The organism is Telluribacter humicola (assembly GCF_017355935.1).
In the GTDB taxonomy this organism is placed as follows: domain Bacteria; phylum Bacteroidota; class Bacteroidia; order Cytophagales; family Spirosomataceae; genus Telluribacter; species Telluribacter humicola.
On sequence record NZ_JAFIQT010000003.1, the window covers coordinates 1 to 21,088 of the forward strand.

The following is a 21,088-nucleotide window of genomic DNA, read 5'->3' on the forward strand; positions in this document are numbered from 1 at the left end:
AAATCAAACATCCCAAGTGGCTCAATTTGCTCCGAAATGCTGGCTCAGTTTGTACCGAAATAGTGGCTCAGTTTACTCCGGAATATACATTTTAGAGGCCGTAGAGAGACTTTTAGCTCTTGGCAAGGTAGATCCTCGTTCTTTTTCTTTTAGCGGTCTTAAAGCCTCAGAAAAGGCAAAAGATGGTATAAAGATCATTAAAGTTAGAAAGCTCCAAAACCCAGCCCTTAGCCAATATGTAGTCCACAGAGGTATATCAATAGAGCTAGCTAATCATTATCTGAAAGAAGTTACCTATGAGAGCAAAGGGAAAAGCTATTTTGCAGTAGGCTTCCAGAATGATCTAGGAGGCTTTGAGCTGCGAAGCAAGTACTTCAAGGGAGGTACTTCCCCTAAATGGCTTTCAGTAGTACCAGGAGAAGAACCAGACCATATCAATCTCTTTGAAGGCTTCTTTGACTTTCTTTCCTGCTGTCAGCATCATAAGGTTCTTAGGCTACCTGGCTCAGCACTTGTGTTGAACTCTCTCTCACTACTGCATAGGGCACTTCCTATCCTATCTCGCTACAGGTATATCAATGCCTTTCTTGATAATGATTCAGCAGGAGCCAAAGCTATCGCTAGTATAAAGCAGCAAGGAATGCAAGTTGAAGATTACTCCTACCTATATGCTTCTTACAAGGATTATAGCGATTTCCTTATAGCGAAGTGATTTTACCAGTGATTTAGATAGTGATTTATCCACCGATTTAGACACCGATCTACTACCTATAACGAGTGATTAGTAAAGCATTAACACAACTTTAACGCGTACAAAAATGGACAAGAAAGAACTAAGGGAGGGCAAGAATGGCTTACGAAACTTTGCATTTGAGAAAGTACAGAAGGATAAGGTCATCCACCACTACGACCCCAGGTGGGGCAGTTCGAGAGAGCATATAATAGGGATGTTCTATACAAAGAAGTGTCTATTCTGTAAGAAGCAGTATGAAGCTAGAAGAATCGATTCAACTTTTTGTAGTCAAGGGTGCCAAAAGGCTCATAAAAGGATGAGAAACACCTCAGAGTAAGGTTATATTATAACTATTCATAAATAGTTTCGTACAATTTCAAATCAAACTTTCTGCATCTTTTTTATACCTTCATCCAGATCTCTACATTTTGCACATATCTTATTTAAATCAAAATTATTAATAAGGCCTTCCACTCTCCTACCCTTTTGATAGCACTTGCCAAATTGCTTAAATAAAAGGGAAAGATGCCTATTGTTAAAGTTCTCAAAATTAGCATACTTATTAGGGTTCCTCTTGGAGATTGGAGCCTTTAAGAACTTATATATATTATCAATATCGCTAAAGAACCAGCTCTCTATATCTTGTGTAGCGATTATTAAATCTATACTCTTTAAATATTTACCAAATTTTGACTTTATAAGGTCAGGGCTTATATTGGGCTCAACATCTCTACCACCCTCTCTATCCAAAGCTACAAATACAAATAAATAACAATTTTTATGATTACTTAAAAAGCTACTTATAGCATCTCCAACTTTTGCATTTAAGTTAAAGTTCCCCCCCAAACACTTCATTTTGATCTTGACACCCTTGTCTCTAAGGTCTCCACGCTTATCACGAAGAATCGGCGGGTAGAACTCCCCCTCAGTTTCACCTTCATATAGAAATAATATTGCTTTATCCGGCATTTTATCAGGATTTTAGCTAAAAAAGGTCTTTCATTTCCTCAGTCTCATCCATATTATGGAGAAGAATATCTCCAAAGCTCAAAAAGTTTCTATTTAACTTTTGCTTAAGCTCCTTAATATTTCTTATAGCTTCAATTTCAGCCATTCCGTCAGCATCTATATGTGAGACAAACACTTCCTCTGGTTTAGTTAAATTCAAAAGAGTGACAGAATGTGTGCTTATTAAAAATTGCTTAGTTATACTTGATGCCCTAATAAATTGCATTAAGTCTTGAAGCGCCTTGGGATGAATTGAGTTTTCTGGTTCTTCAATGAATATGATGCAATTATCATTTGTCAATATTTTAGTAATCAAAGCAATTATTAATAACATACCATCTGACAAACTAAAAATCATTTCAATTTTACCATGTATTCTAAATACTAGGTATTTCTTTTCATTTTCGTCACCAGATGAACGGATAGCAACATCATCAATATTAGCAATAGACTTTAGCACTTCCTTAAAATACCCCCACTTATCTGTATCACCAATCTTAATTATTGAATCTACTAAATCAAAGTTCACTAGTCTATGCTCAAAATCGTACTTAGGGTCATAGTCGTTAAACCGTAAAGCATGACTAGACAAATAATATACATCTGTATTCAATAAGGAGATTATTGCTCCTTGGGCTTTTATATATTTATCATACAAATCTTTATCATCTAACAACTCATTTGAGAATAATTCAAGAATTTTAAGAGCACTTGTGTATTTGGACACCTTATTTAAAGAAACAACCCTTTTAAGATCTGCATTGAAAGTAACCTTATCGAGTTCTCGAGTAAAAATCTTAGCTGGCGCTCCTTTCATAGATCTCTTTTTAAAGAAAAAAGATTCTCTTCCTATATTTAACTCCATTCTTGACTTCCCCTTATCGGATCCAGAGATCTTTGCCTTATGTAATTCAATTGAATAGAAGTATAGTGTATTGCTCTTAGTATCCATAAAGTCAATATCTATCCTAAGGCTGGCACTTTCATCTACTATTAAATCATTAGGAAGTAGAAGTCCGAAACGCGCTTTGAACCCATCTATAAGCATACTCGTAACGGATTCGCTTGGTCCTGTAACGAGGTAATGTACAAAGGATAAGACTCTCATAAAGTTGCTTTTACCTGAGCCATTAGGCCCCACAAGCACATTTATATCCCTGAAGGTTACATCAGCTAGCCTAATATTCTTAAAGTTCGATATGGCAATTCTATTCAGCTTTATCATAATGAAGGTCGATTTTCAAGGCAATAAACAAAAAAGCAATTGTATTTCCGCATTTTTTAAGCTAATAACCCTTATTTTATATACTAATTAGAAATTCTAGCCTTTACCAGAACCAGCTCCTGAATGTTTTTTTCGTGTTTGTCACATCTCTTGCCCCTTGAAGTTTCAAAGCAGCCTCTATAGAAACTACCAATTATCATTTCACTATCAGGCAGATCTAAGCCTGTTGAAGATGTTAAATTTTAGAAGTGTGTTGAAAAAGAGGGAAGATATACACACTAGCCATACAGGTGTGAACAAAAAAAGCCTGGTAATCTACTGATTACCAGGCTTTTGCCCTTTATTGGCTCCCGAAGCTGGGCTCGAACCAGCGACCCTCTGATTAACAGTCAGATGCTCTAACCGACTGAGCTATTCGGGAGTTTCGCAACCCAGATTGTTCATCTGAATTGTGGTGCAAATTTAGGCACTCTTTAGGTACAGCGCAATACCTGGCCAAAAAAAAATCTTAGTTTCTGACGTGCTGCAGGATTAACTCTTTGACTCTCTTGGCATCTGCCTTGCTAAAATTGTTCATAATAATTTCAGGACGCATGCGGGGAATGATCCGAATGGTAGCAAACATAACACCGGTCTCGAGTTCTACCCCCGATATATCATTATAAAAAACAAAGTTGTCGGTACTGCTGAACATCTTGCGGACCTTGAAGGTAACCCCCTTCTCACCGAAGATGACCTCATCCGGAAACATAGGATTTTTAAGACTGCTAGCTTTGAAACGTTCGTTCATGCTGGTTGCTTAGTTTAGTAGTAGTTAGGGCCGCAAATATAGAAGACAACCTGATATGCTGCCATGCGTACCTCTATAAAACATCAGTGCCAGTCCCGACGGACTGGCACTGAGGCAAAGACTACTGTTAGGTTGATAGTGTGTGTGTTACTCTTGATAGTGTGTGTTACTTACAATACGTGTGTGCTTGTGTACTTTGAAAAATAGAGTGTGTATAGTGTGTGTAGGTTAAATCGAGCACTTTCCTGATATATTCTGTCAAGAACCTGGATAAAGCCAGATGCCGATTGTTTGTTTTCCTCTGATGCTTCAAAATTACCCTATCTATAGGAGCAGAGGGTAATGTTTCGATAAATGGTAGGCAAGTAGAGATAAACTGCATTAATCACCGATTTTGTGGTAACCACGATGTAGCTTATGCAGGAGGTGTGGTGGTAGTGGGGCTTGCAGTAGCAGCCCCTTATAGGTACCTGTTCAGACCAGAGGTACGTGCAGGACTTTCTTGGTAGTAAAGAATTCTTCATTGAAATAGTCCGACAGCTCGTAGGTATGTACCCTGCGTCCCAGCTCCTGGATCTCTTCGTCCAAATCGCCGCCTTTGAGGTACAGAATGCCGTTTTTGAGGCCATGGAAGGAGTTGCGGCTGATGCTCTTTCGTACCCAGCCCACAAAGGGCGTTAGACGTGTAACCGCCCGGCTTACCACAAACTCGTAGGTATCGTCGAGCTTCTCAGCCCGTACCTGCTGGGCTCTTACATTTTTCAGTCCCAGGGCCAATACTACTTCCTGTACTACCTTTATCTTCTTGCCGATACTATCCACCAGGTGAAACTGTGTATCCGGGAACATCACCGCCAGGGGGACGCCCGGAAATCCACCGCCCGTACCTACATCCAGCACCGTAGTACCCGGGTTGAACTGGATGACCTTGGCTATACCCAGCGAATGCAGAATATGACGCTCGTACAGCGTATCGATGTCTTGTCGGGAGATGACGTTGATCTGAGAGTTCCAGAACCGGTATACCTCGTCCATCTGCGCAAACTGGCTGCGTTGCGTGTCGGTCAGGTCCGGAAAATATTGCAGTATTTGTTCCATGTAGTATTGTGTACTTGTAAAACTATATGATCAGCGCCACTTCGTCTCTTTCTTGGGCTTCCTGAACATCATTAAGCTCATGAATATGTAGTAGATAAAAAACGCCAGATCCATAAATATAAAGGTATGCGCCCCGACGGTGCGGTCAAGCCTCCTGTTGATGCCCCCCAGTACGATCAGCTGCACCAGCCATCTGAAAGCGAATGCCCCTCCCAGTATCTGTAGCAGTAGTAAGTCCTGATTAAGGAGGCCATGGACCAGGCAGGCGATACCCGCCAGCCACAACCCGACGTGTGAGCCAGACAGCAGGCCCAGCAGCGTTTTGTACTTGGGCTTGTAGAGCTTGCCTACGGAAAGATGTCTCCGTTTCTGGGTGAACCAACTGCCCCAGCTGGTCTTGGGCACTGAGTACATAAATGACTCCGGGTCCAGGTTGATTACGGTATTATCAGGGGTGGCGGCCTGATTCATAAACAGATCATCGTCTCCACCGACTACTCCCTTATGGGTATAGAATCCCTTGTGCTCAAAGAACAGAGACTTTTTGTACATCAGATTACGACCGACGCCCATATAAGGCCAGCCAACCCGCGCAAACGACAGGTACTGTACGGCTGTGTAGAAAGTCTCACAACGAATAAACCAGTTGAGTAGCCCCCCTTTTTTCATATACGGTGAGAAGCCAAGTACGATATCCTTCCCGTTGGTAAGCTGCGCTACCATGCTACTGATCCAGTTGTTACCAACCGGTCGGCAGTCCGCATCGGTCATCAGTGCTATCGGGTACTGGGCGTGCTTCATCCCTACGGATAGCGCGTATTTCTTGGGAGTAATGTGCTTGACTTCAGTATCAATCCGGATAAACCGGACATGATCCCAGCCAAAAACGTGCTTTTTCAGGAAGTCGTGGCTACCGTCCGTCGAGCGGTCATCCAGGACCAGTACTTCGAAGGTAGGGTACTCCTGAGCATCAAGTAACGGCAGAAGCTCCTGTAGATTTTCGAGCTCGTTCCAGGCACACACCAGTACGGTTACAGCCGGTGCATCGGGACCGGGTTCAGAGTACTGCTTATACCCGATAAGACGGGTAAACACAAACAGATAATAGAAGAGCTGAATCAGAATAAAAAATCCAAGAATCGCAAGTAGAAGTTCGGCCACGCAGTAGATAGTTAGTCTTCAAGTTTAGGACAAATATACAGTCATTGTCAGGATTCTTTAAGAGCATCCTTTTATTTTTGCGGGCACATCAATAAGTTACTTAATGAATTTTTCACTTGAAGCTCAGGATGCCTCTACGAAGGCTCGCGCTGGACGCATTGAAACCGATCACGGCACCATCCTGACACCTATCTTTATGCCGGTAGGCACGGCCGGCTCGGTCAAAGCTGTACACCAGCGCGAACTCAAAGACGATATTAAAGCCCAGATCATACTCGGTAACACCTATCATCTCTACTTACGTCCGGGCCTGGACATTATCCAGAAAGCAGGAGGTCTGCACAAATTCAATGGCTGGGATCGCCCTATACTGACCGACAGCGGGGGATATCAAGTGTATTCTCTGGCAGGAACGGGGAGAAAAATCAACGAAGAAGGTGTGGCATTTAAGTCACACATTGACGGGTCGCTCCACACTTTTACGCCTGAGCGGGTTATGGACATACAACGGGTCATTGGTGCGGATATCATCATGGCCTTTGATGAGTGCACTCCTTACCCCTGTGAGTACGGCTACGCCCGCCAATCGATGGAGATGACACACCGCTGGTTACGAAGGTGTTGCAACCAGTTTGACAGCACCGAGCCTCTGTACGGATATAACCAAACGTTGTTCCCCATCGTACAGGGAAGCGTTTATAAAGATCTGAGGCAGCAGTCAGCCGAAACCATTGCTTCTATGGATCGTGAAGGTAACGCTATCGGTGGCTTATCAGTAGGTGAACCAGCAGAGATGATGTACGAACTCACTGAGGTCGTGTGTGATATTTTACCAAAGGACAAACCTCGCTACCTAATGGGGGTTGGTACACCTGCCAACATCCTGGAAGGCATCGCACTGGGTGTAGATATGTTCGACTGTGTCATGCCAACCCGCAATGCCCGCAATGGCATGATTTTTACCACAGAAGGGATAATCAATATTCGGAACGAAAAGTGGAAGGATGATTTGTCGCCCATTGATGAAAATCTGGGTGGCTATGTGAGTACCTTTTACTCAAAAGCATACCTTCGTCACCTGATTAAGTCCGATGAAATGCTCGGTGCCCAGATTGCCAGTGTACACAATTTAACATTCTATTTGTGGCTGGTCAAACAGGCCAGAGAAAAAATTATCACCGGAGAATTTCGGAATTGGAAAAGTGAAATTGAAAAAAAAGTAATGCAACGTCTTTGAAAGTTCAGAAAAGGACTTTTTTTTCGGGCTAAAATTGCGCTAATTTAGGTTTTTGAAGCATTTAGGCTAATTTTAACACCAAATCAAAGTTGGTTAACTCAAAGGGTTAACCTACTTTTGCGGCAATTAGTATTCGGTTAAATAAACTGTTGCGCATTGCGGTTGTTAATATTTAGCAGAATCCATGTTCATCTCATAACGCTAACTTGTATAGTATGAAAAAAGTATCCCTGTTGATTAGTTCGCTTGCTTTGGGATCAATACTGGCTTTGCCTCTGAGCGCACAGCCTGCGAGCTCACAGCAACCGCCTCTAACGCAGCCCACACAGCCAAATTCACCGGACTATAATCCAAAGGCTGCTTACGAAGGCCCTTATAAGCTGAATACGTGGTCTATTTCTATTCACGGAGGTCCTTCTCAATTTTTTGGAGACCTGAGAGAATATGACTTCATGCCAGTAACCGAAAACTCGGCTGATAGCTACAGCGAGTGGGGAACATTTCAGGGAGGCTTGACGCTAAACAAACAGCTAACTTATCTTTTTGGCTTACGTGCTGACGTTTCGACTGGTGCTCTGCGTGGTATGAAGCGCCGTTTCTACTATCGCTACTTCCGCGGAACTTACACGGACTTCTCCATTGCAGGTACTGTAAACCTGAAAGGGATCTTCTTCGGTCCTAACAAGATGAAGCACTGGAAGATCGATGGTTACGTGGGAGCCGGTCAGGTATGGTACAACTCTACCGCCTACGAACTGGGTACCGGACGTACTATTCGCAGCACCGATGGCACTACCAACGACTGGATCATACCTTTGGGTCTGAACATCAACTACGAACTGAGCCCACGCTTTGACCTCGGTCTTGATTTCCGTATCAACCACGTTAACTCTGATATCGTAGACGCTACCTTTGGTGGTGACTATTCAAGAGACCCAAGCGATGGAATAAATATCAGTAACATGACGTCGCACCGTCGTGGTAACTCGGCTCTTGATAAGTACGGCTACGGTTCACTGATGCTTACTTACAAGTTCGGAAAGAACGCACTACGTGTACGTAAGACTGACGGAAAATATGAGTACACTCCTGAAGAAGGTTTCTACCACCTGCGCTATACCGACCCACGGGTGCTCGTGAAGCCACCAAAGATCCTGACTCTGGAAGAAATGGACTCAGTTGCTAAGGCTAACCGTCCACCAGATATCGATCCCCGCCTGTTGCTTGATACTGACGGTGACGGTGTATCTGACTTCTTCGATAAAGAGCCTAACTCACCTGCCGGTAGCGTAGTAGACGGTAGCGGTCGTGTGATTGACTTTGATCGTTACGTGAAAGATGCCATTGCCTCAGGTGCTACCTGTAGCGAAATCTTCACTAACGTGATGTTCGACACCGATAAGAGTGTGATCAAACCTGAGTACCGCGAAATGCTGACAAACGTCGCTACCCTGATGAACCGCTCAGGCTGTCGTCTGCAACTGGCTGGTCACGCTGACCGTCGTGCTTCTGACCGCTACAACATGGCTCTGTCACGCCGCCGCGTAGAAGCCGTTAGAGAGTTTATGGTTAACGAGGCTGGTCTGCAGGATGCAAGCAAGATCATTGTTGACTACTTCGGTTCGTTCAAGCCAATAGCTAATGGTGCTACTCGCGAAGGTCTGCAGAGAAACCGCCGCGTAGAACTGAAACTGCTGCCTTAATGAAGGCTTCAGGAATATATTAAAACGAAAAAGGCTCCCCAAAAGGGAGCCTTTTTTCAGTCACTCCATTAAAAGAACAACGCTGTGCGCCCTCGGGGCATGGCCTCCTAAACATAAACTCTGTGTACGACTTACTACTAGCCAAAGAAAAAAAAATAGCGGTTATCGGCCTGGGGTACGTTGGTCTTCCCATAGCCCTTGAATTAGCCAAGAAGTTTAGTGTGCTTGGTTTTGATATCAACCAGGATCGGGTCGAGAAAATGCACCGGGGTATCGATCCTTCCCGCGAGATTCCCTCCGAAGACTTTCAGGATAAAGATATCCTCTTCACCAGCGATGCCGACGACCTGCGGCAGGCTCACTTCTTCATCGTAGCAGTACCTACCCCCGTCGACTCCTACAAAGTGCCGGATCTGAAGCCCCTGCAAAAGGCGTCTGAACTGGTGGGGAGGGCGCTCAAAGAAGGAGACTACGTCATATTTGAATCTACTGTATATCCGGGCTGTACCGAAGATGACTGCCTCCCACTACTGGAAGAACACTCGGGCCTGAAAGTAGGTCAGCACTTCAAGATTGGCTACTCTCCCGAGCGCATCAACCCCGGGGACAAAAACAGGGCGCTCCCTGATATTTTGAAAATAGTTTCGGGAAGTGATGCCGAAGCACTGGAAGAGATCGCTGCTGTATATGGTAGCGTGATCACGGCTGGTATTTATAAAGCCCCCACCATTAAGGTAGCCGAAGCTGCTAAGGTCATCGAAAATACCCAGCGCGACCTGAACATCTCACTGATGAATGAGCTGGCCATCATTTTTGACCGGATGGGTATAGACACGCAGGAAGTGATTAAAGCCGCGGGCACCAAGTGGAACTTCCTCAAATTCTACCCCGGCCTGGTGGGCGGGCACTGCATCGGTGTAGATCCTTACTACCTGCTGCATAAGTCAAAGCAACTGGGTTACGATCCGCAGGTTATTAATAGCGGACGCCGCGTTAATGATACCATGCCGGCCTTTGTCGCCAAGAAGCTGGTACAGATGCTCATTCAGAAGAATAAAAGCCCGCAGAGTGTACGGGTACTGGTCATGGGCATCACTTTCAAAGAAAATGTAGCCGATATTCGTAACTCTAAGGTAGCAGATCTGGTTAAAGAGCTGATGCAGTACTCCGTTCATGTACATATTGTGGATCCGCAAGCTTCTCCCAATGAAGTAGCCCACGAGTACAACCTGACTTTAGTAGATGGCCCATCTAAACGCTATGATGCAGTCATTGTGGCTGTAGCCCATGATGAGTACCGTAACCTTGGAAACGAATATTTTGAAGAAATTTGTCAGCCCGACGCTATCCTGATGGACCTGAAAGGATTATATCCCGAACAGGGCCAGCACCTTACGTACTGGCGTCTGTAACTTTCACCAACAAATAACCTAAAACCTTACAATTAACATTATCTAGATTTATGAAAGAATTCGACTATCTGGTAGTTGGAGCCGGACTTTGGGGATGTGTGTTTGCTCACGAAGCTACCAAGAGGGGAAAGAAGTGTCTGGTTATTGATCGTCGCAACCATATTGGCGGCAATACCTACTGCGAAAATGTTGAAGGCATCAACGTACACAAGTACGGAGCCCATATATTCCATACCAACGACAAAGAGATCTGGGATTACGTCAATTCCTTTGTGGAATTTAACCGGTATACCAATTCACCGGTAGCCAACTACAACGGCGAGCTTTACAACCTCCCATTCAACATGAATACCTTCTATCAGCTGTGGAAAGTAAAAACACCGGTGGAAGCCAAGGCCAAAATAGCCCAGCAGGTAGAGGAGGCTGGTATCAAAGAGCCTAAAAACCTGGAAGAGCAGGCCATTTCGCTGGTAGGGGTAGATATGTACGAGAAGCTTATCAAAGCCTATACCGAGAAGCAGTGGGGGCGTAAAGCTACCGAGTTACCAGCCTTTATCATCAAGCGCCTGCCCGTCCGATTTACCTTTGACAACAACTACTTCAACGACCGCTACCAGGGTATACCCATCGGGGGCTACAATAAGCTGAGCGAAGGGCTGCTGGAAGGTTCAGAAGTACGTCTGGGAGTCGATTTTTTTGCCCGTCGGGAGGAGCTTACCGAGCTGGCCGATACTGTAGTATATACTGGTAAGATAGACGAATACTTTGACTTCCGCTTTGGAGCTCTGGAGTACCGCAGTCTGCGTTTTGATGATGAATTACTAAATATTGATAACTATCAGGGCAACGCCGTAGTTAACTATACTGACTCCGAAACGCCCTATACGCGCATCATTGAGCATAAGCATTTTGAGTTTGGTACGCAGCCCAAGACAGTAGTTACGCGCGAATATCCGCAGGAGTGGACGCCGGGTGCTGAGCCTTACTATCCGATCAATGACGATAAAAACGATCAGCTATTCCGGCAGTACAAAGCCCTGGCTGAGCAGGAACAACATGTGATTTTCGGAGGAAGACTGGCCGAATACCGCTACTATGATATGCATCAGGTGATAGGCTCGGCACTGAAGAAAGTAAGAGTCCATTTTGGTGACTAATCCATACAAAACAACATGATAAAAAGCGTGGGTGGAGTGATTCTGGCGCTGCTGCTACTGAGTGCCTGTCGTACTCAGCAGGCAGGGCCTCCCCGGATCACTTCCCAACAGCTTACACCTCCGTCTATAACGGTCAATAAAGGTGCTTACCTGATCAAGCCAGGTGACAGGCTTCGTATCCGCAACCTGAACTGGCTCACCGACCTGTTTCCGGATCCCAACCTGGTAAAAGATACTCCCGCCGGAGGTGGAAACGAAGGGGGATTTGCGGTATCAGTCAGCTCGGAGGGGCTGATAAGTATGCCCGAAATCGGAAGAGTAAGAGTAGAGGGTTTAACCCGTAAGCAGCTAACCGATACGCTGTCGGTACTGTACCGTGACGTAGTACGCGATCCGCTCTTCGAAGTAGAGATTACTAACCTGCGCGTAAAAGTGCTGGGGGCAGTCAATAACCAGGGACTGATTCCGTTAGAAAAGGAGTACCAGTCGCTGGGCGATGTATTGGCCAAAGCCGGTGGTATCCGGTACGCCGAGGCGGGTAATACCATCCAGATTATCCGGGGCGAAGGTACCGAGCAGCAAGTCGTGCAGTATGACTTTCAGCAACTGGGCAATCCGCTTATTGTAAATCAGTATATTTATGATAATGACATTGTCTACGTTCCGCCTTCCACCGAAAGCTTACGTACAGTCCGAAATCAGCGTACCCTGATACTAGTACAGCCAATGCTGGCAGCACTTAACCTCACCGTGCTCATTATTAACCTCCTCACCCGTTAGTTTAGAAGTTATATGTACCTATGCAAATTTCTCCTGACGAATTACTGGCCAAGGTTGGAAGTGACCTCCATATTCATGTATTACCGGGTATTGATGACGGTGCCGCTACTCTAGATGACAGTCTGGCCCTGCTGGACCTACACTACAAGGCAGGTATACGACGGATTGTGGCTACTCCGCATATCCGTTCTGATTTCTTTCCCAATACGACCGACACGATCCGGGAAGCCTACGCCAAGCTTCAGACCGTAGCCGCGCAACACTGGCCTGACCTGGAGCTCACCTACGCGGCCGAATACTATGCTGACGACTACCTCATGACCCTGATTGAGGCGGATGAGCTGCTTCCCCTGTTTGACCGCTATGTACTAGTCGAGACCTCCATGCGCTCCGAGCAGCCTTACTTCACCCATATCCTGAGGGCACTAATCGACAAAGGCTGGAAGCCGGTACTGGCTCATCCGGAACGGTACCGCCCCTGGCATCAGCGCCCCGAGCGGTATGCCGAACTTTACGAAATGAATGTTATATTTCAAATAAATTTACTGTCGCTGGGCGGGCTGTACGGGTCGGCAGAGCAAGCAGTGGCCGAAAGACTGATTCAGCAAGGCTGGGTAGGTGCCGTAGGATCGGATCTGCACCATGCGACTCAGTACCGCTACATACACCGGGCTACTCAGCATCCTGACTTTGCAATAGTAAGTAGCCAACTCCTGCTAAACCACACCATACTCCAAGCTGATAAAGCATGAAAAACGAAAACGACAGCGCGTTTTTTGAGCAGCTTCTTACTAATACCGACTCTATCAACTTCCAGAAGGTAGTAAAGGTATTTGCTAGTCGCTGGTACTGGATTGTAGGAGCGCTTCTTTTCGCCGGCATACTCTGTTTTCTTTACCTTAAACTGGCTACTCCCAAGTATGTGGTTTCGGTCACCATCAAGTACCTGGACAAGCAGTCCCAGCTGGATGAATTTGCTACTTCGCAGCCTACCTACCTGTTCAACACCGGCAATACTGATTACCTGACCGAAAAGTATAACGTAAAGTCGCAGGAGGTAGTCCAGAATGCTATTACGAAACTGGATTATCCCTTTACCTTCTACCGATTAAAAGACCTACGGCGCGTAGACGTATATCCTAACCGACCACTGGACCTGGAAGTGATCAGCTACGATCCCGAGACCTACGAGCATGGTACTTTCATTCTGGAAGATGACCTCTCACTGACCTACCAGACCGAAACCAACGAGATCCCTATCCGGCTGGTAGAGCGCTCGGTAGTGTCCCTGCGGGGGCTGGTATTCCGCGTCAAGCAGATCAACACCACCAAGGGGTACCGCTTTGAGTTCAAGTTCAATCATCCGGCCCGTATGGTCAACAGCCTGGTGGAGCACATCGACATGAAGGAAGTAGAACAGAACATGCCCGTCATGGATCTATCCTTCCGTTACCACAACCCGGCCTTCACCAAGGACTTCCTCGATAAATTACTGGAAGCCTACCGTGAGTATGACCTGAAGCAAAAGCAGCAGTCATCGGACCTGACCATCCGGTTTATCAACGATCAGGTAGATATCTATTCAGCATCGCTCAAAGAAGCTGCCCGCGAACTCGAACTGTTTAAGCAGCGGAACCAGGTACTGGATATCAGCTCATCCGCCACCGAGATTACCTCCAAGGTACGTGAACTGGAACAGCGTAAGAATGAGCTCGAGATTCAGAAGGCGTACATCAATATGCTCGAGAGTAATCTGGGTAACACCTTTGAGCACATTGACTACCTCTCCATTGGATTAGATGGAACGACGGATGTGGTACTGGTAGAGCTGCTGGAACGCTTTAATACCCTTATCAGGCAACGCAAGGAGCTACTGGTCAAATACAGTCCAAACTCTCCCACCGTTCGTAACCTGGACGAAGAACTGAACAAGTACCGCAGTCAGATCCTGGACAACATACGCCTGCAAAAGCAGAAGAACAACGGTACTATCCGCATTCTGAACGACAACATCGCTGTATTCAGGAGGAGGTTTAATCAGATACCGGCGCTGGAAAAGAACTATATATACCTGCAGAGTAACTTCGAAGTCAACAAGAACATCTACTCCCTGCTGCTGAATAAAGAGATTGAGTCATCCATTGAGCGGGCGGGTATGCTGCCCTCCTTCCTGATAGTGACCAGGCCTGATCTGGACAAAGTTTCGCCTAAACCCTGGCAAATCATAGCCTTGTCCATATTCCTTGGGCTGGGGTTGGGCCTAGGCTCGGTACTGGCAGTTCGCTCCTTCAACCACACCTTTACGGATATCGCGCAGGTTGACAAGCACCCGCGCGTAAGCCTCCTGGGCATCCTGCACCATTTCCCGGGCAGGGTAACCAACAGCAGCCGTGACCTTAACAACTTTCTCAACGACCGCACTGTATTTACGGAATCCATGAGTGCAGTCCGTACGCGGCTGAGCTTTGCAAAAAGTCAGTTGGTGGATAAGAAGGAACCTGGCAAGCAGATCATGATCACATCCGAAAAATCCGGAGAAGGCAAATCCTTTGTAACCGTAAACCTGGCCCTCTCTCTGACCAAGATCGGAAAGAAGGTTGTTGTGATCGGTGGAGACCTTCGGAAGTCTCGTCTGCACCTGTTCTTTGATGAGCACAACCGGTACGGACTCAGCAATCTGCTGCAGGAAGAGAGCCCTGAGAGCCCTGACTTTACTAAATTTATTTACTCATCTACTACCAAAAATCTCGACTATATACCGGCTGGTCCGGCTCCGTTTAACCCCGGCGAACTTCTACAAAAGCCTGTGTTTGAGGAGCTACTGGCTTACTGCCGCACCCACTACGACTATGTACTTCTGGATACCGCTCCGGTAGGATTAGTGGCTGATAACGTGCCACTTCTAAACCAAAGCGATCATGTATTGTTTATAATCAGGTGGCTCTACTCCGAGAAGGAGGCCTACCGCCTGCCGGCACAGTTAGCCGATGAATATGATATCCGAGAAGTTAAAGTAATCGTCAATGATTTTTACCCCGACAACCTGTACAGCAGCCTTACTTCCGGCTCTTACTACGGCTCCGGGTATAGCCATTATCGCTATGACTACGCTTACCGAGACAACGGCTACCTATCAGACTCAAAACCCGGCTGGAAAAAAAGAATCAGGAATATATTCAGTATCCGTTAGGAATAGCTCACCGCTAAATTACTAGGTATGTATTCATTCAACTACAAGAAGCCACGGGCTATATCCGAAATAGGATGTAATCATATGGGGAACTTTGAGATTGCCAAGGAGCTGATTCAGCTATCCAAAGACTGTAAGGCCGACTACGCCAAGTTTCAGAAGCGTCACTCCCGCGAGCTGCTGACAGAAGAGCAGTACAATGCTCCTCATCCAGTTCCTTACAACGCCTACGGTACTACGTACGGTGCCCATCGTGAGTATCTGGAGTTCAGCCTGGAGCAGCACGCCGATCTCAAAAAATATGCCGAGTCCATTGGTATTGGCTATGCCACCTCCGTCTGGGATGTTACTTCGGCCCGCGAGATTATCGAACTGCAGCCCGACTTTATCAAGGTACCTTCGGCCTGCAACAACCACTTTGATATGCTGCATCTGCTGCGTGATACGTACGCGGGTGATGTACATATATCCGTGGGTATGACTACTCAGGACGAAGAAGCCAGCGTAGTGGAATTTTTTGAAGCTACCAGACAGGCCGACCGGCTTGTGATCTATTCCTGCACCTCAGGATACCCTGTCCGGTTTGGCGATATATGTCTGCTAGAGATCCCCCGCCTGCGTGAGCGCTACGAAGGGCGGGTCAAGGAGATAGGCTTTTCGGGACATCACCTGGGCATAGCGGTAGACATTGCCGCTTATACCCTTGGAGCCTGCTGGGTTGAGCGACATTTCACCAAAGACCGCACCTGGAAAGGGACCGACCACGCCGCTTCGCTGGAAGTACCGGGTCTGCAAAAGCTCATCCGGGACCTCCATCATACCTACGATGCACTCCAGTGTAAGTCTACTGAGATCCTGGACGTAGAAGCAGTACAGCGTGAAAAACTTAAGTACCGGAAAAAAGTAGCCTGATGGAAGTACTGGCTATGATACCCGCTCGGGGAGGGAGCAAAGGCCTTCCGGATAAAAATATACTCTCTCTGGCAGGCCATCCGCTAATAGCCTACAGCATCCGGGCCGCGCTGACTACTCCTTCCGTTACGCGTACCATAGTCTCAACTGACTCTCCACGCATAGCCGAAGTAGCGCTCCGTTACGGAGCGGAGGTACCCTTTATGAGGCCCGATGCCCTCGCGCAGGACCTCAGTACCGACTGGGAGGTTTTTGACCACGCGCTGCGCTGGCTGCGCGACCAGCAGGGCTACCAGCCCGACCTTGTGGTACAGCTACGACCTACCTCACCGGTACGCCAGGTCACGTTGCTAGAAAAAGCAATTCAACGTATGGCTCAGGAACCTAAAGCGGATAGCTTGCGGATAGTGACGCCCGCTCCCGTCACACCTTACAAGATGTGGACCCTACCAGTGGGAGAAGACGGCCCCATGCAACCGCTGCTGGAGGCTCCAAGCATAAAGGAACCCTATAATCAGCCCCGGCAGATCCTGCCCCAGGTATACTGGCAGATCGGTACCCTGGATGTCATAAGGCCCCACATAATACTGAATAACCACTCCATGTCCGGCCAAACGATCCTGCCACTGGTAGTACCCAACGAACTCGCGGTTGACATAGACGATCTGGCAAGTTTTGAACGGGCGGAAGCAAGCATCCGGAGTTATGACTGCGTCAAATTTGATGATTAAGTATACAGACGACATACTGGTACTGGGCGGTGGCTCCATTGGTGAGCGGCATATCGGCATCCTGTGGGAGCTGGGCTACCGCAATATACACCTGTACCGGCAGCGCAACCTGCCTTTTCGTACCCTTGATCCGGCACGGGTGCAGGTATTTACTGATTTTGAAAGGGTAGCCGATATAGCCCCCAAAGTTGCCATTATTTGTACCCCTACGGCTCTGCATGTAAGCCAGACGCTGGCCTGCGTGGAGCGGGGAATGCACGTACTGGTCGAGAAGCCGCTGTCGCATACGTCTGAAGGCATTCAGGAACTCCGGCAGGCGGCTCTGAAACAACAGGTGCTGGTACAGGTGGCCTACATGCTCCGCTACCACCCCCTTCTGCAGCGCGTGAAGCATATCATAGAAGATGGTACCTGGGGAAAGCTCCTTTCCATGCAGAGTTACTGGGGCGAGTACCTACCCGACTGGCATCCCTGGGAAGACTACCGTACCTCCTACGCCGCCCGTAAAGAGCTGGGCGGCGGCGCGGCCCTTACCCTCAGCCACGACCTGGACCTCCTCAACTGGCTGGCAGGTTGCGCCTTAGATAGCTGGCAAACTGTAAAGAACTATCGCTCCTCACTGGAAGTAGACGTTGAGGCCGGAGCGGATATACTCCTGTCCTACCAGAGTGGTACTACGGCCCACTGCCACCTCAACTTCTATGAGCGCATACCCAGGCGATACTACCGGTTTGTGCTGGAAGAGGGTACCCTCGAACTGGACTACTACGCAGCAACACTCCGGCTGCTACGTCCTACCAGTTCTGACGTCGAGCGAATAGAGGGCTTTGACCGGAACCAGCTATTTGTAGCACAGACGCGCCATTTTTTTGATACCCTACAAAATGGAAACCTAACTAGCCACACGCAGGAGCAGTTGGACGAATCAGAAACCATCCTGAAAATCTGTAATCAGTAATTTGTATTTATGGATATACCTCAACTACATGCCTCACTCTCCGTTGCTGATAAAGTTGTAATTATCACCGGTGGCTACGGCCTCATCGGGCGTACCATAGCTGAGGCCTTCCTACAGCAGGGGGCGCGGGTAGTGATAGCTGACATCGATGCGTCCCATCACGATACAGTACAGCAGCAGTTGGCGGAGCATTTCGCCCCAGACCGGTTTCTGCTCCACCACCTCGACATTACCAACGAAGCCAGCTGCCGGGCCGTGGTGGAAGCAACTGTGGAGAAATTCAGAAAGTTAGATGTACTTATCAATAACGCCGCTATCGACGCTAAGTTTGACAAAGAAAATACAGGCAAAGTGAATCAAAGTCGCTTTGAGCACTACCCGGTAGACCTGCTGCGCAAGTCGGTAGATGTTAACCTGATGGGTACTGTCATTATGACCCAGCAGGCATGCCGACAGATGCTCGCGCAGGGCCAGGGTAATATTATCAATGTAGCCTCTACCTACTCTATGGTGGCCCCAAACCAGAGCCTGTATGACTTCGGGCAGGGTGTGCAGCAGTACAAACCTATTGACTACATTGCCTCCAAATCATTTATTCCTAATTTCACCCGGTATATCGCTACCTTCTATGCACAGGAAGGTATCCGGTGCAATGCCATTGTGCCGCACGCTATTTTTAACAACCACAGCGAGGCGTTCCTGACTAATTTTAGTCGGCTATCACCGCTGGGGCGCATGTGCGAGCGGGAGGAGCTGATTGGTCCGTTTACCTTTCTGGCTTCGGAGGCATCCAGCTACATGACGGGTTCGGTACTTACCGTAGACGGAGGATGGACGGCATGGTAGCTATAAAACTGTTTCTGACTGACGTTGACGGCGTCTTGACCGACGGCGGTATGTACTATACCGAAAGCGGCGACGAGTTTAAGAAGTTCAACACCCGCGACGGCATGGGCTTTGAACTACTGCGGAAGGCAGGCATCAAAACCGGCATCATTACCTCCGAAAATACGCAGATCGTAGCCCGCCGAGCCGCCAAAATTAAAGCCGACTACCTGCACCAGGGCCAGCGCGACGGAGGCAAGCTGGCCGCTGCTCTGGAAATCTGTAAGCAAGAAGGTATAAGTCTTCAGGAAGTAGCTTACATTGGAGATGACCTTAATTGTATAGAGCTCTTGAAAAAAGCAGGGTTGGCCGCCTGCCCGGCCGATGCCGTAGCCCAGGTCAAAGCTTTACCCAATATTCATGTACTTAAAACCAAAGGAGGCGAAGGCTGCGTGCGCGAACTGGTGGAAATGATCGTTGAAAATACAGAGCAGAAGACCCCTGGATTCATCTGTTGAATCAGCTATTGGCTTTCACTAGTATAGGCAACAGGAGTGATGACATTTAATAATTCCACACTTGAAGAAGCAGATTCTACTAAATACAGTAAGTGCCGTGCTCACGAAAGCCGGTAAGCTGGCAGTGGGCCTGCTTACGGTACCTCTTTTCCTGAATACACTGGGGAAGGAAGGCTATGGTTTTGTGATACTTCTGTCGGTAGTGATATCGCTATCGGCCCTGCTGGAGTTTGGAATACGGGCCGGTCTGGTACGCTACTACACCAAGTCCCTGGTCAACAAAGCCTATGATGAATTTAACAGGTACATGTCTACCGCGCTGGTCATGTACTTCTTAGTGTGGCTTACCATAGCCTTAGTCTTACTGGCGGCCGGCGACCGGCTATTGATTGAAACATTTAATATCTCCGCCGAGTACCAGGATGACGTCATGGACCTGATCCTGTTCTATATTCTGCCAATCGTTTACATCAATTTTACCATACCTATTTTGGGGGCAGTACTATCGAGCCTCCATCGATTTGATATCGTCAACTACCGCGATCTGGTCGTCACCATCCTTACTTTTCCGGCCTACTACATTGCCCTGGTCACGCTGGATACTGGCGTTTGGGGCTGGGTATGGGTGTCGCTGGGGCTTCAGCTACTGCACTTGGTTATCCTTCTTTTTGTGGTAAAGCGCCTGGTACCTTCGACTGCTATTAACCTGCGGGGGCTCCGTTCCTCCTATTTCAAAGATATCTTTTCGTTCGGGGTCATCACCTTTATCGGAAGCATGTCAAGGCGGATGAAGATCGATGCTGACCCGCTCCTGATCTCTGCCTTCAGTGCTCCCGCCGCCGTTTCGCTCTATCGCTCCGGCGTATCTATGCCGGGCCACACCCGACCCATTATCAGCTCCTTTTCCGGCCAGATCTATACGTTTGCTACTGCCGTCCACGAAAGAGGCGAAACAGAAAAGCTAAACCGCTTATTTGACAAGGGAACCAAGTATACCCTGCTCCTGGGCGTGGTAATGCTATGCTTCTTCCTGTTTCTGAGCGATGCTATCGTGTACGTGTGGCTACACAATTCGTTAAGCCCGGCCGACCTGGAACTGGTCTCGCTGTGTATGAAAGGAATGGCAATCATTGACTTCTGCTTCTATCTGGAAGGTACCAGCTACTCTATCCTGTATGGGATCAACCGGCTAAAAAAAATGGCCTATACAGACTTTTTCCTGGGCCTGCTCAACATCGCTTCCACGGCCCTGCTGCTGTACTATTCGGGAGGATTTATTCCACTGGCCCTCCTCCCTACCATCATTCTGGAGGCCATTGCCCGCCCTATCTACCTGTACTATACGGCAGGTGTCATCGGATACAGCAGGAAAGGTGTCTGGACGAATATCTACCTGCCCGTTAGCCTGTGTCTGGGTACCTGCGCCGGTACCATGTACCTTTTCTTCCTGATAGCACCGGGTAACGATAGTACCTACTGGACGGTCCTCCTCACCGGTACAGCTCTGCTCGTGGTGGTATGGACTATATCATGCTATCTGCTGGCCTTTAACCAGAATGAAAAGAGGGAAGTACAAAAGGCGTTGGTTAGCTCTACCAGTTATATCAGGCACCTGTGGGCATAAGTACTTGGTAAGTAAGTTTTATATCC

General features: G+C 47.6%; 19 protein-coding genes and 1 tRNA gene. 14 read left to right on the forward strand and 6 right to left on the reverse strand.

Going from position 1 to position 21,088, the window contains the following annotated elements:
- Nucleotides 1-712 (forward strand): DUF8464 domain-containing protein (locus JUB14_RS15320; protein WP_207507212.1); only part of this gene is annotated, 712 nt, incomplete at its 5' end.
- A 402-nt stretch (nucleotides 713-1,114) separates the two neighbouring features.
- Here the strand turns inward: JUB14_RS15320 and JUB14_RS15325 are convergent.
- The 6 genes from JUB14_RS15325 to JUB14_RS15350 form a co-directional block, all read right to left on the reverse strand.
- Nucleotides 1,115-1,702 (reverse strand): DUF4276 family protein, encoded by a 588-nt coding sequence (locus JUB14_RS15325; protein ID WP_207507213.1) that lies wholly within the window; start codon nucleotides 1,700-1,702, stop codon nucleotides 1,115-1,117.
- Nucleotides 1,703-1,718: 16 nt separating this feature from the next.
- On the reverse strand, nucleotides 1,719-2,966 hold the full coding sequence (locus JUB14_RS15330; RefSeq protein ID WP_207507214.1) for an AAA family ATPase: 1,248 nt from the start codon (nucleotides 2,964-2,966) through the stop codon (nucleotides 1,719-1,721).
- Between the two features lie 344 nt (nucleotides 2,967-3,310).
- Nucleotides 3,311-3,387, reverse strand: a tRNA-Asn gene (locus JUB14_RS15335).
- An 87-nt stretch (nucleotides 3,388-3,474) separates the two neighbouring features.
- Nucleotides 3,475-3,756 carry a hypothetical protein gene (locus tag JUB14_RS15340; RefSeq protein ID WP_207507215.1) on the reverse strand — a complete coding sequence of 94 codons (282 nt, stop codon included), beginning with the start codon at nucleotides 3,754-3,756 and terminating at the stop codon, nucleotides 3,475-3,477.
- 474 nt (nucleotides 3,757-4,230) lie between these two features.
- Nucleotides 4,231-4,854 carry a 16S rRNA (guanine(527)-N(7))-methyltransferase RsmG gene (gene rsmG / locus JUB14_RS15345; RefSeq protein WP_207507216.1) on the reverse strand — a complete coding sequence of 208 codons (624 nt, stop codon included), beginning with the start codon at nucleotides 4,852-4,854 and terminating at the stop codon, nucleotides 4,231-4,233.
- Between the two features lie 30 nt (nucleotides 4,855-4,884).
- The gene (locus JUB14_RS15350) at nucleotides 4,885-6,015 is read right to left on the reverse strand and encodes a glycosyltransferase (RefSeq protein WP_207507217.1); all 1,131 of its coding nucleotides are present in this window, start codon (nucleotides 6,013-6,015) and stop codon (nucleotides 4,885-4,887) included.
- Nucleotides 6,016-6,118: 103 nt separating this feature from the next.
- On the opposite strand from JUB14_RS15350, the gene tgt reads away from it, so the two are divergent.
- The 13 genes from tgt (at nucleotide 6,119) to JUB14_RS15415 (ending at nucleotide 21,062) form a co-directional block, all read left to right on the forward strand.
- Nucleotides 6,119-7,252, forward strand: coding sequence for a tRNA guanosine(34) transglycosylase Tgt (tgt, locus tag JUB14_RS15355; protein ID WP_207507218.1), 1,134 nt, complete (start codon nucleotides 6,119-6,121; stop codon nucleotides 7,250-7,252).
- Nucleotides 7,253-7,467: 215 nt separating this feature from the next.
- Nucleotides 7,468-8,955: an OmpA family protein gene (locus JUB14_RS15360; protein ID WP_207507219.1), complete on the forward strand. Its 1,488-nt coding sequence runs from the start codon at nucleotides 7,468-7,470 to the stop codon at nucleotides 8,953-8,955.
- A gap of 122 nt (nucleotides 8,956-9,077) precedes the next feature.
- Entirely contained in the window at nucleotides 9,078-10,367 is a 1,290-nt protein-coding gene (locus JUB14_RS15365) for a nucleotide sugar dehydrogenase (protein WP_207507220.1), read from the forward strand.
- 50 nt (nucleotides 10,368-10,417) lie between these two features.
- The gene (gene glf, locus JUB14_RS15370) at nucleotides 10,418-11,524 is read left to right on the forward strand and encodes a UDP-galactopyranose mutase (protein WP_207507221.1); all 1,107 of its coding nucleotides are present in this window, start codon (nucleotides 10,418-10,420) and stop codon (nucleotides 11,522-11,524) included.
- A 15-nt stretch (nucleotides 11,525-11,539) separates the two neighbouring features.
- Nucleotides 11,540-12,304: a polysaccharide biosynthesis/export family protein gene (locus JUB14_RS15375; RefSeq protein WP_207507222.1), complete on the forward strand. Its 765-nt coding sequence runs from the start codon at nucleotides 11,540-11,542 to the stop codon at nucleotides 12,302-12,304.
- Between the two features lie 20 nt (nucleotides 12,305-12,324).
- Complete coding sequence (locus tag JUB14_RS15380) at nucleotides 12,325-13,056, forward strand: tyrosine-protein phosphatase (protein ID WP_207507223.1); 732 nt, start codon at nucleotides 12,325-12,327, stop codon at nucleotides 13,054-13,056.
- Nucleotides 13,053-15,494: a GumC family protein gene (locus JUB14_RS15385; protein WP_207507224.1), complete on the forward strand. Its 2,442-nt coding sequence runs from the start codon at nucleotides 13,053-13,055 to the stop codon at nucleotides 15,492-15,494. Before JUB14_RS15380 ends, JUB14_RS15385 begins: the two co-directional genes overlap by 4 nt.
- A 27-nt stretch (nucleotides 15,495-15,521) precedes the next feature.
- Nucleotides 15,522-16,406 (forward strand): N-acetylneuraminate synthase family protein, encoded by an 885-nt coding sequence (locus JUB14_RS15390; protein ID WP_207507225.1) that lies wholly within the window; start codon nucleotides 15,522-15,524, stop codon nucleotides 16,404-16,406.
- A complete protein-coding gene (locus JUB14_RS15395; protein WP_207507226.1) occupies nucleotides 16,406-17,137 on the forward strand; it encodes an acylneuraminate cytidylyltransferase family protein in 732 nt (243 codons plus the stop codon). The genes JUB14_RS15390 and JUB14_RS15395 overlap by 1 nt, the downstream gene beginning before the upstream one ends.
- Nucleotides 17,130-18,095, forward strand: a complete 966-nt coding sequence (locus JUB14_RS15400) for a Gfo/Idh/MocA family protein (protein WP_207507227.1) — start codon at nucleotides 17,130-17,132, stop codon at nucleotides 18,093-18,095. Before JUB14_RS15395 ends, JUB14_RS15400 begins: the two co-directional genes overlap by 8 nt.
- Before the next feature lie 9 nt (nucleotides 18,096-18,104).
- Nucleotides 18,105-18,941, forward strand: a complete 837-nt coding sequence (locus tag JUB14_RS15405; RefSeq protein ID WP_207507228.1) for an SDR family oxidoreductase — start codon at nucleotides 18,105-18,107, stop codon at nucleotides 18,939-18,941.
- Complete coding sequence (locus tag JUB14_RS15410; protein ID WP_207507229.1) at nucleotides 18,935-19,438, forward strand: 3-deoxy-D-glycero-D-galacto-nonulopyranosonate 9-phosphatase; 504 nt, start codon at nucleotides 18,935-18,937, stop codon at nucleotides 19,436-19,438. The genes JUB14_RS15405 and JUB14_RS15410 overlap by 7 nt, the downstream gene beginning before the upstream one ends.
- Nucleotides 19,439-19,499: 61 nt before the next feature.
- Complete coding sequence (locus JUB14_RS15415) at nucleotides 19,500-21,062, forward strand: lipopolysaccharide biosynthesis protein (protein WP_207507230.1); 1,563 nt, start codon at nucleotides 19,500-19,502, stop codon at nucleotides 21,060-21,062.
- Nucleotides 21,063-21,088 lie beyond the last annotated feature (26 nt).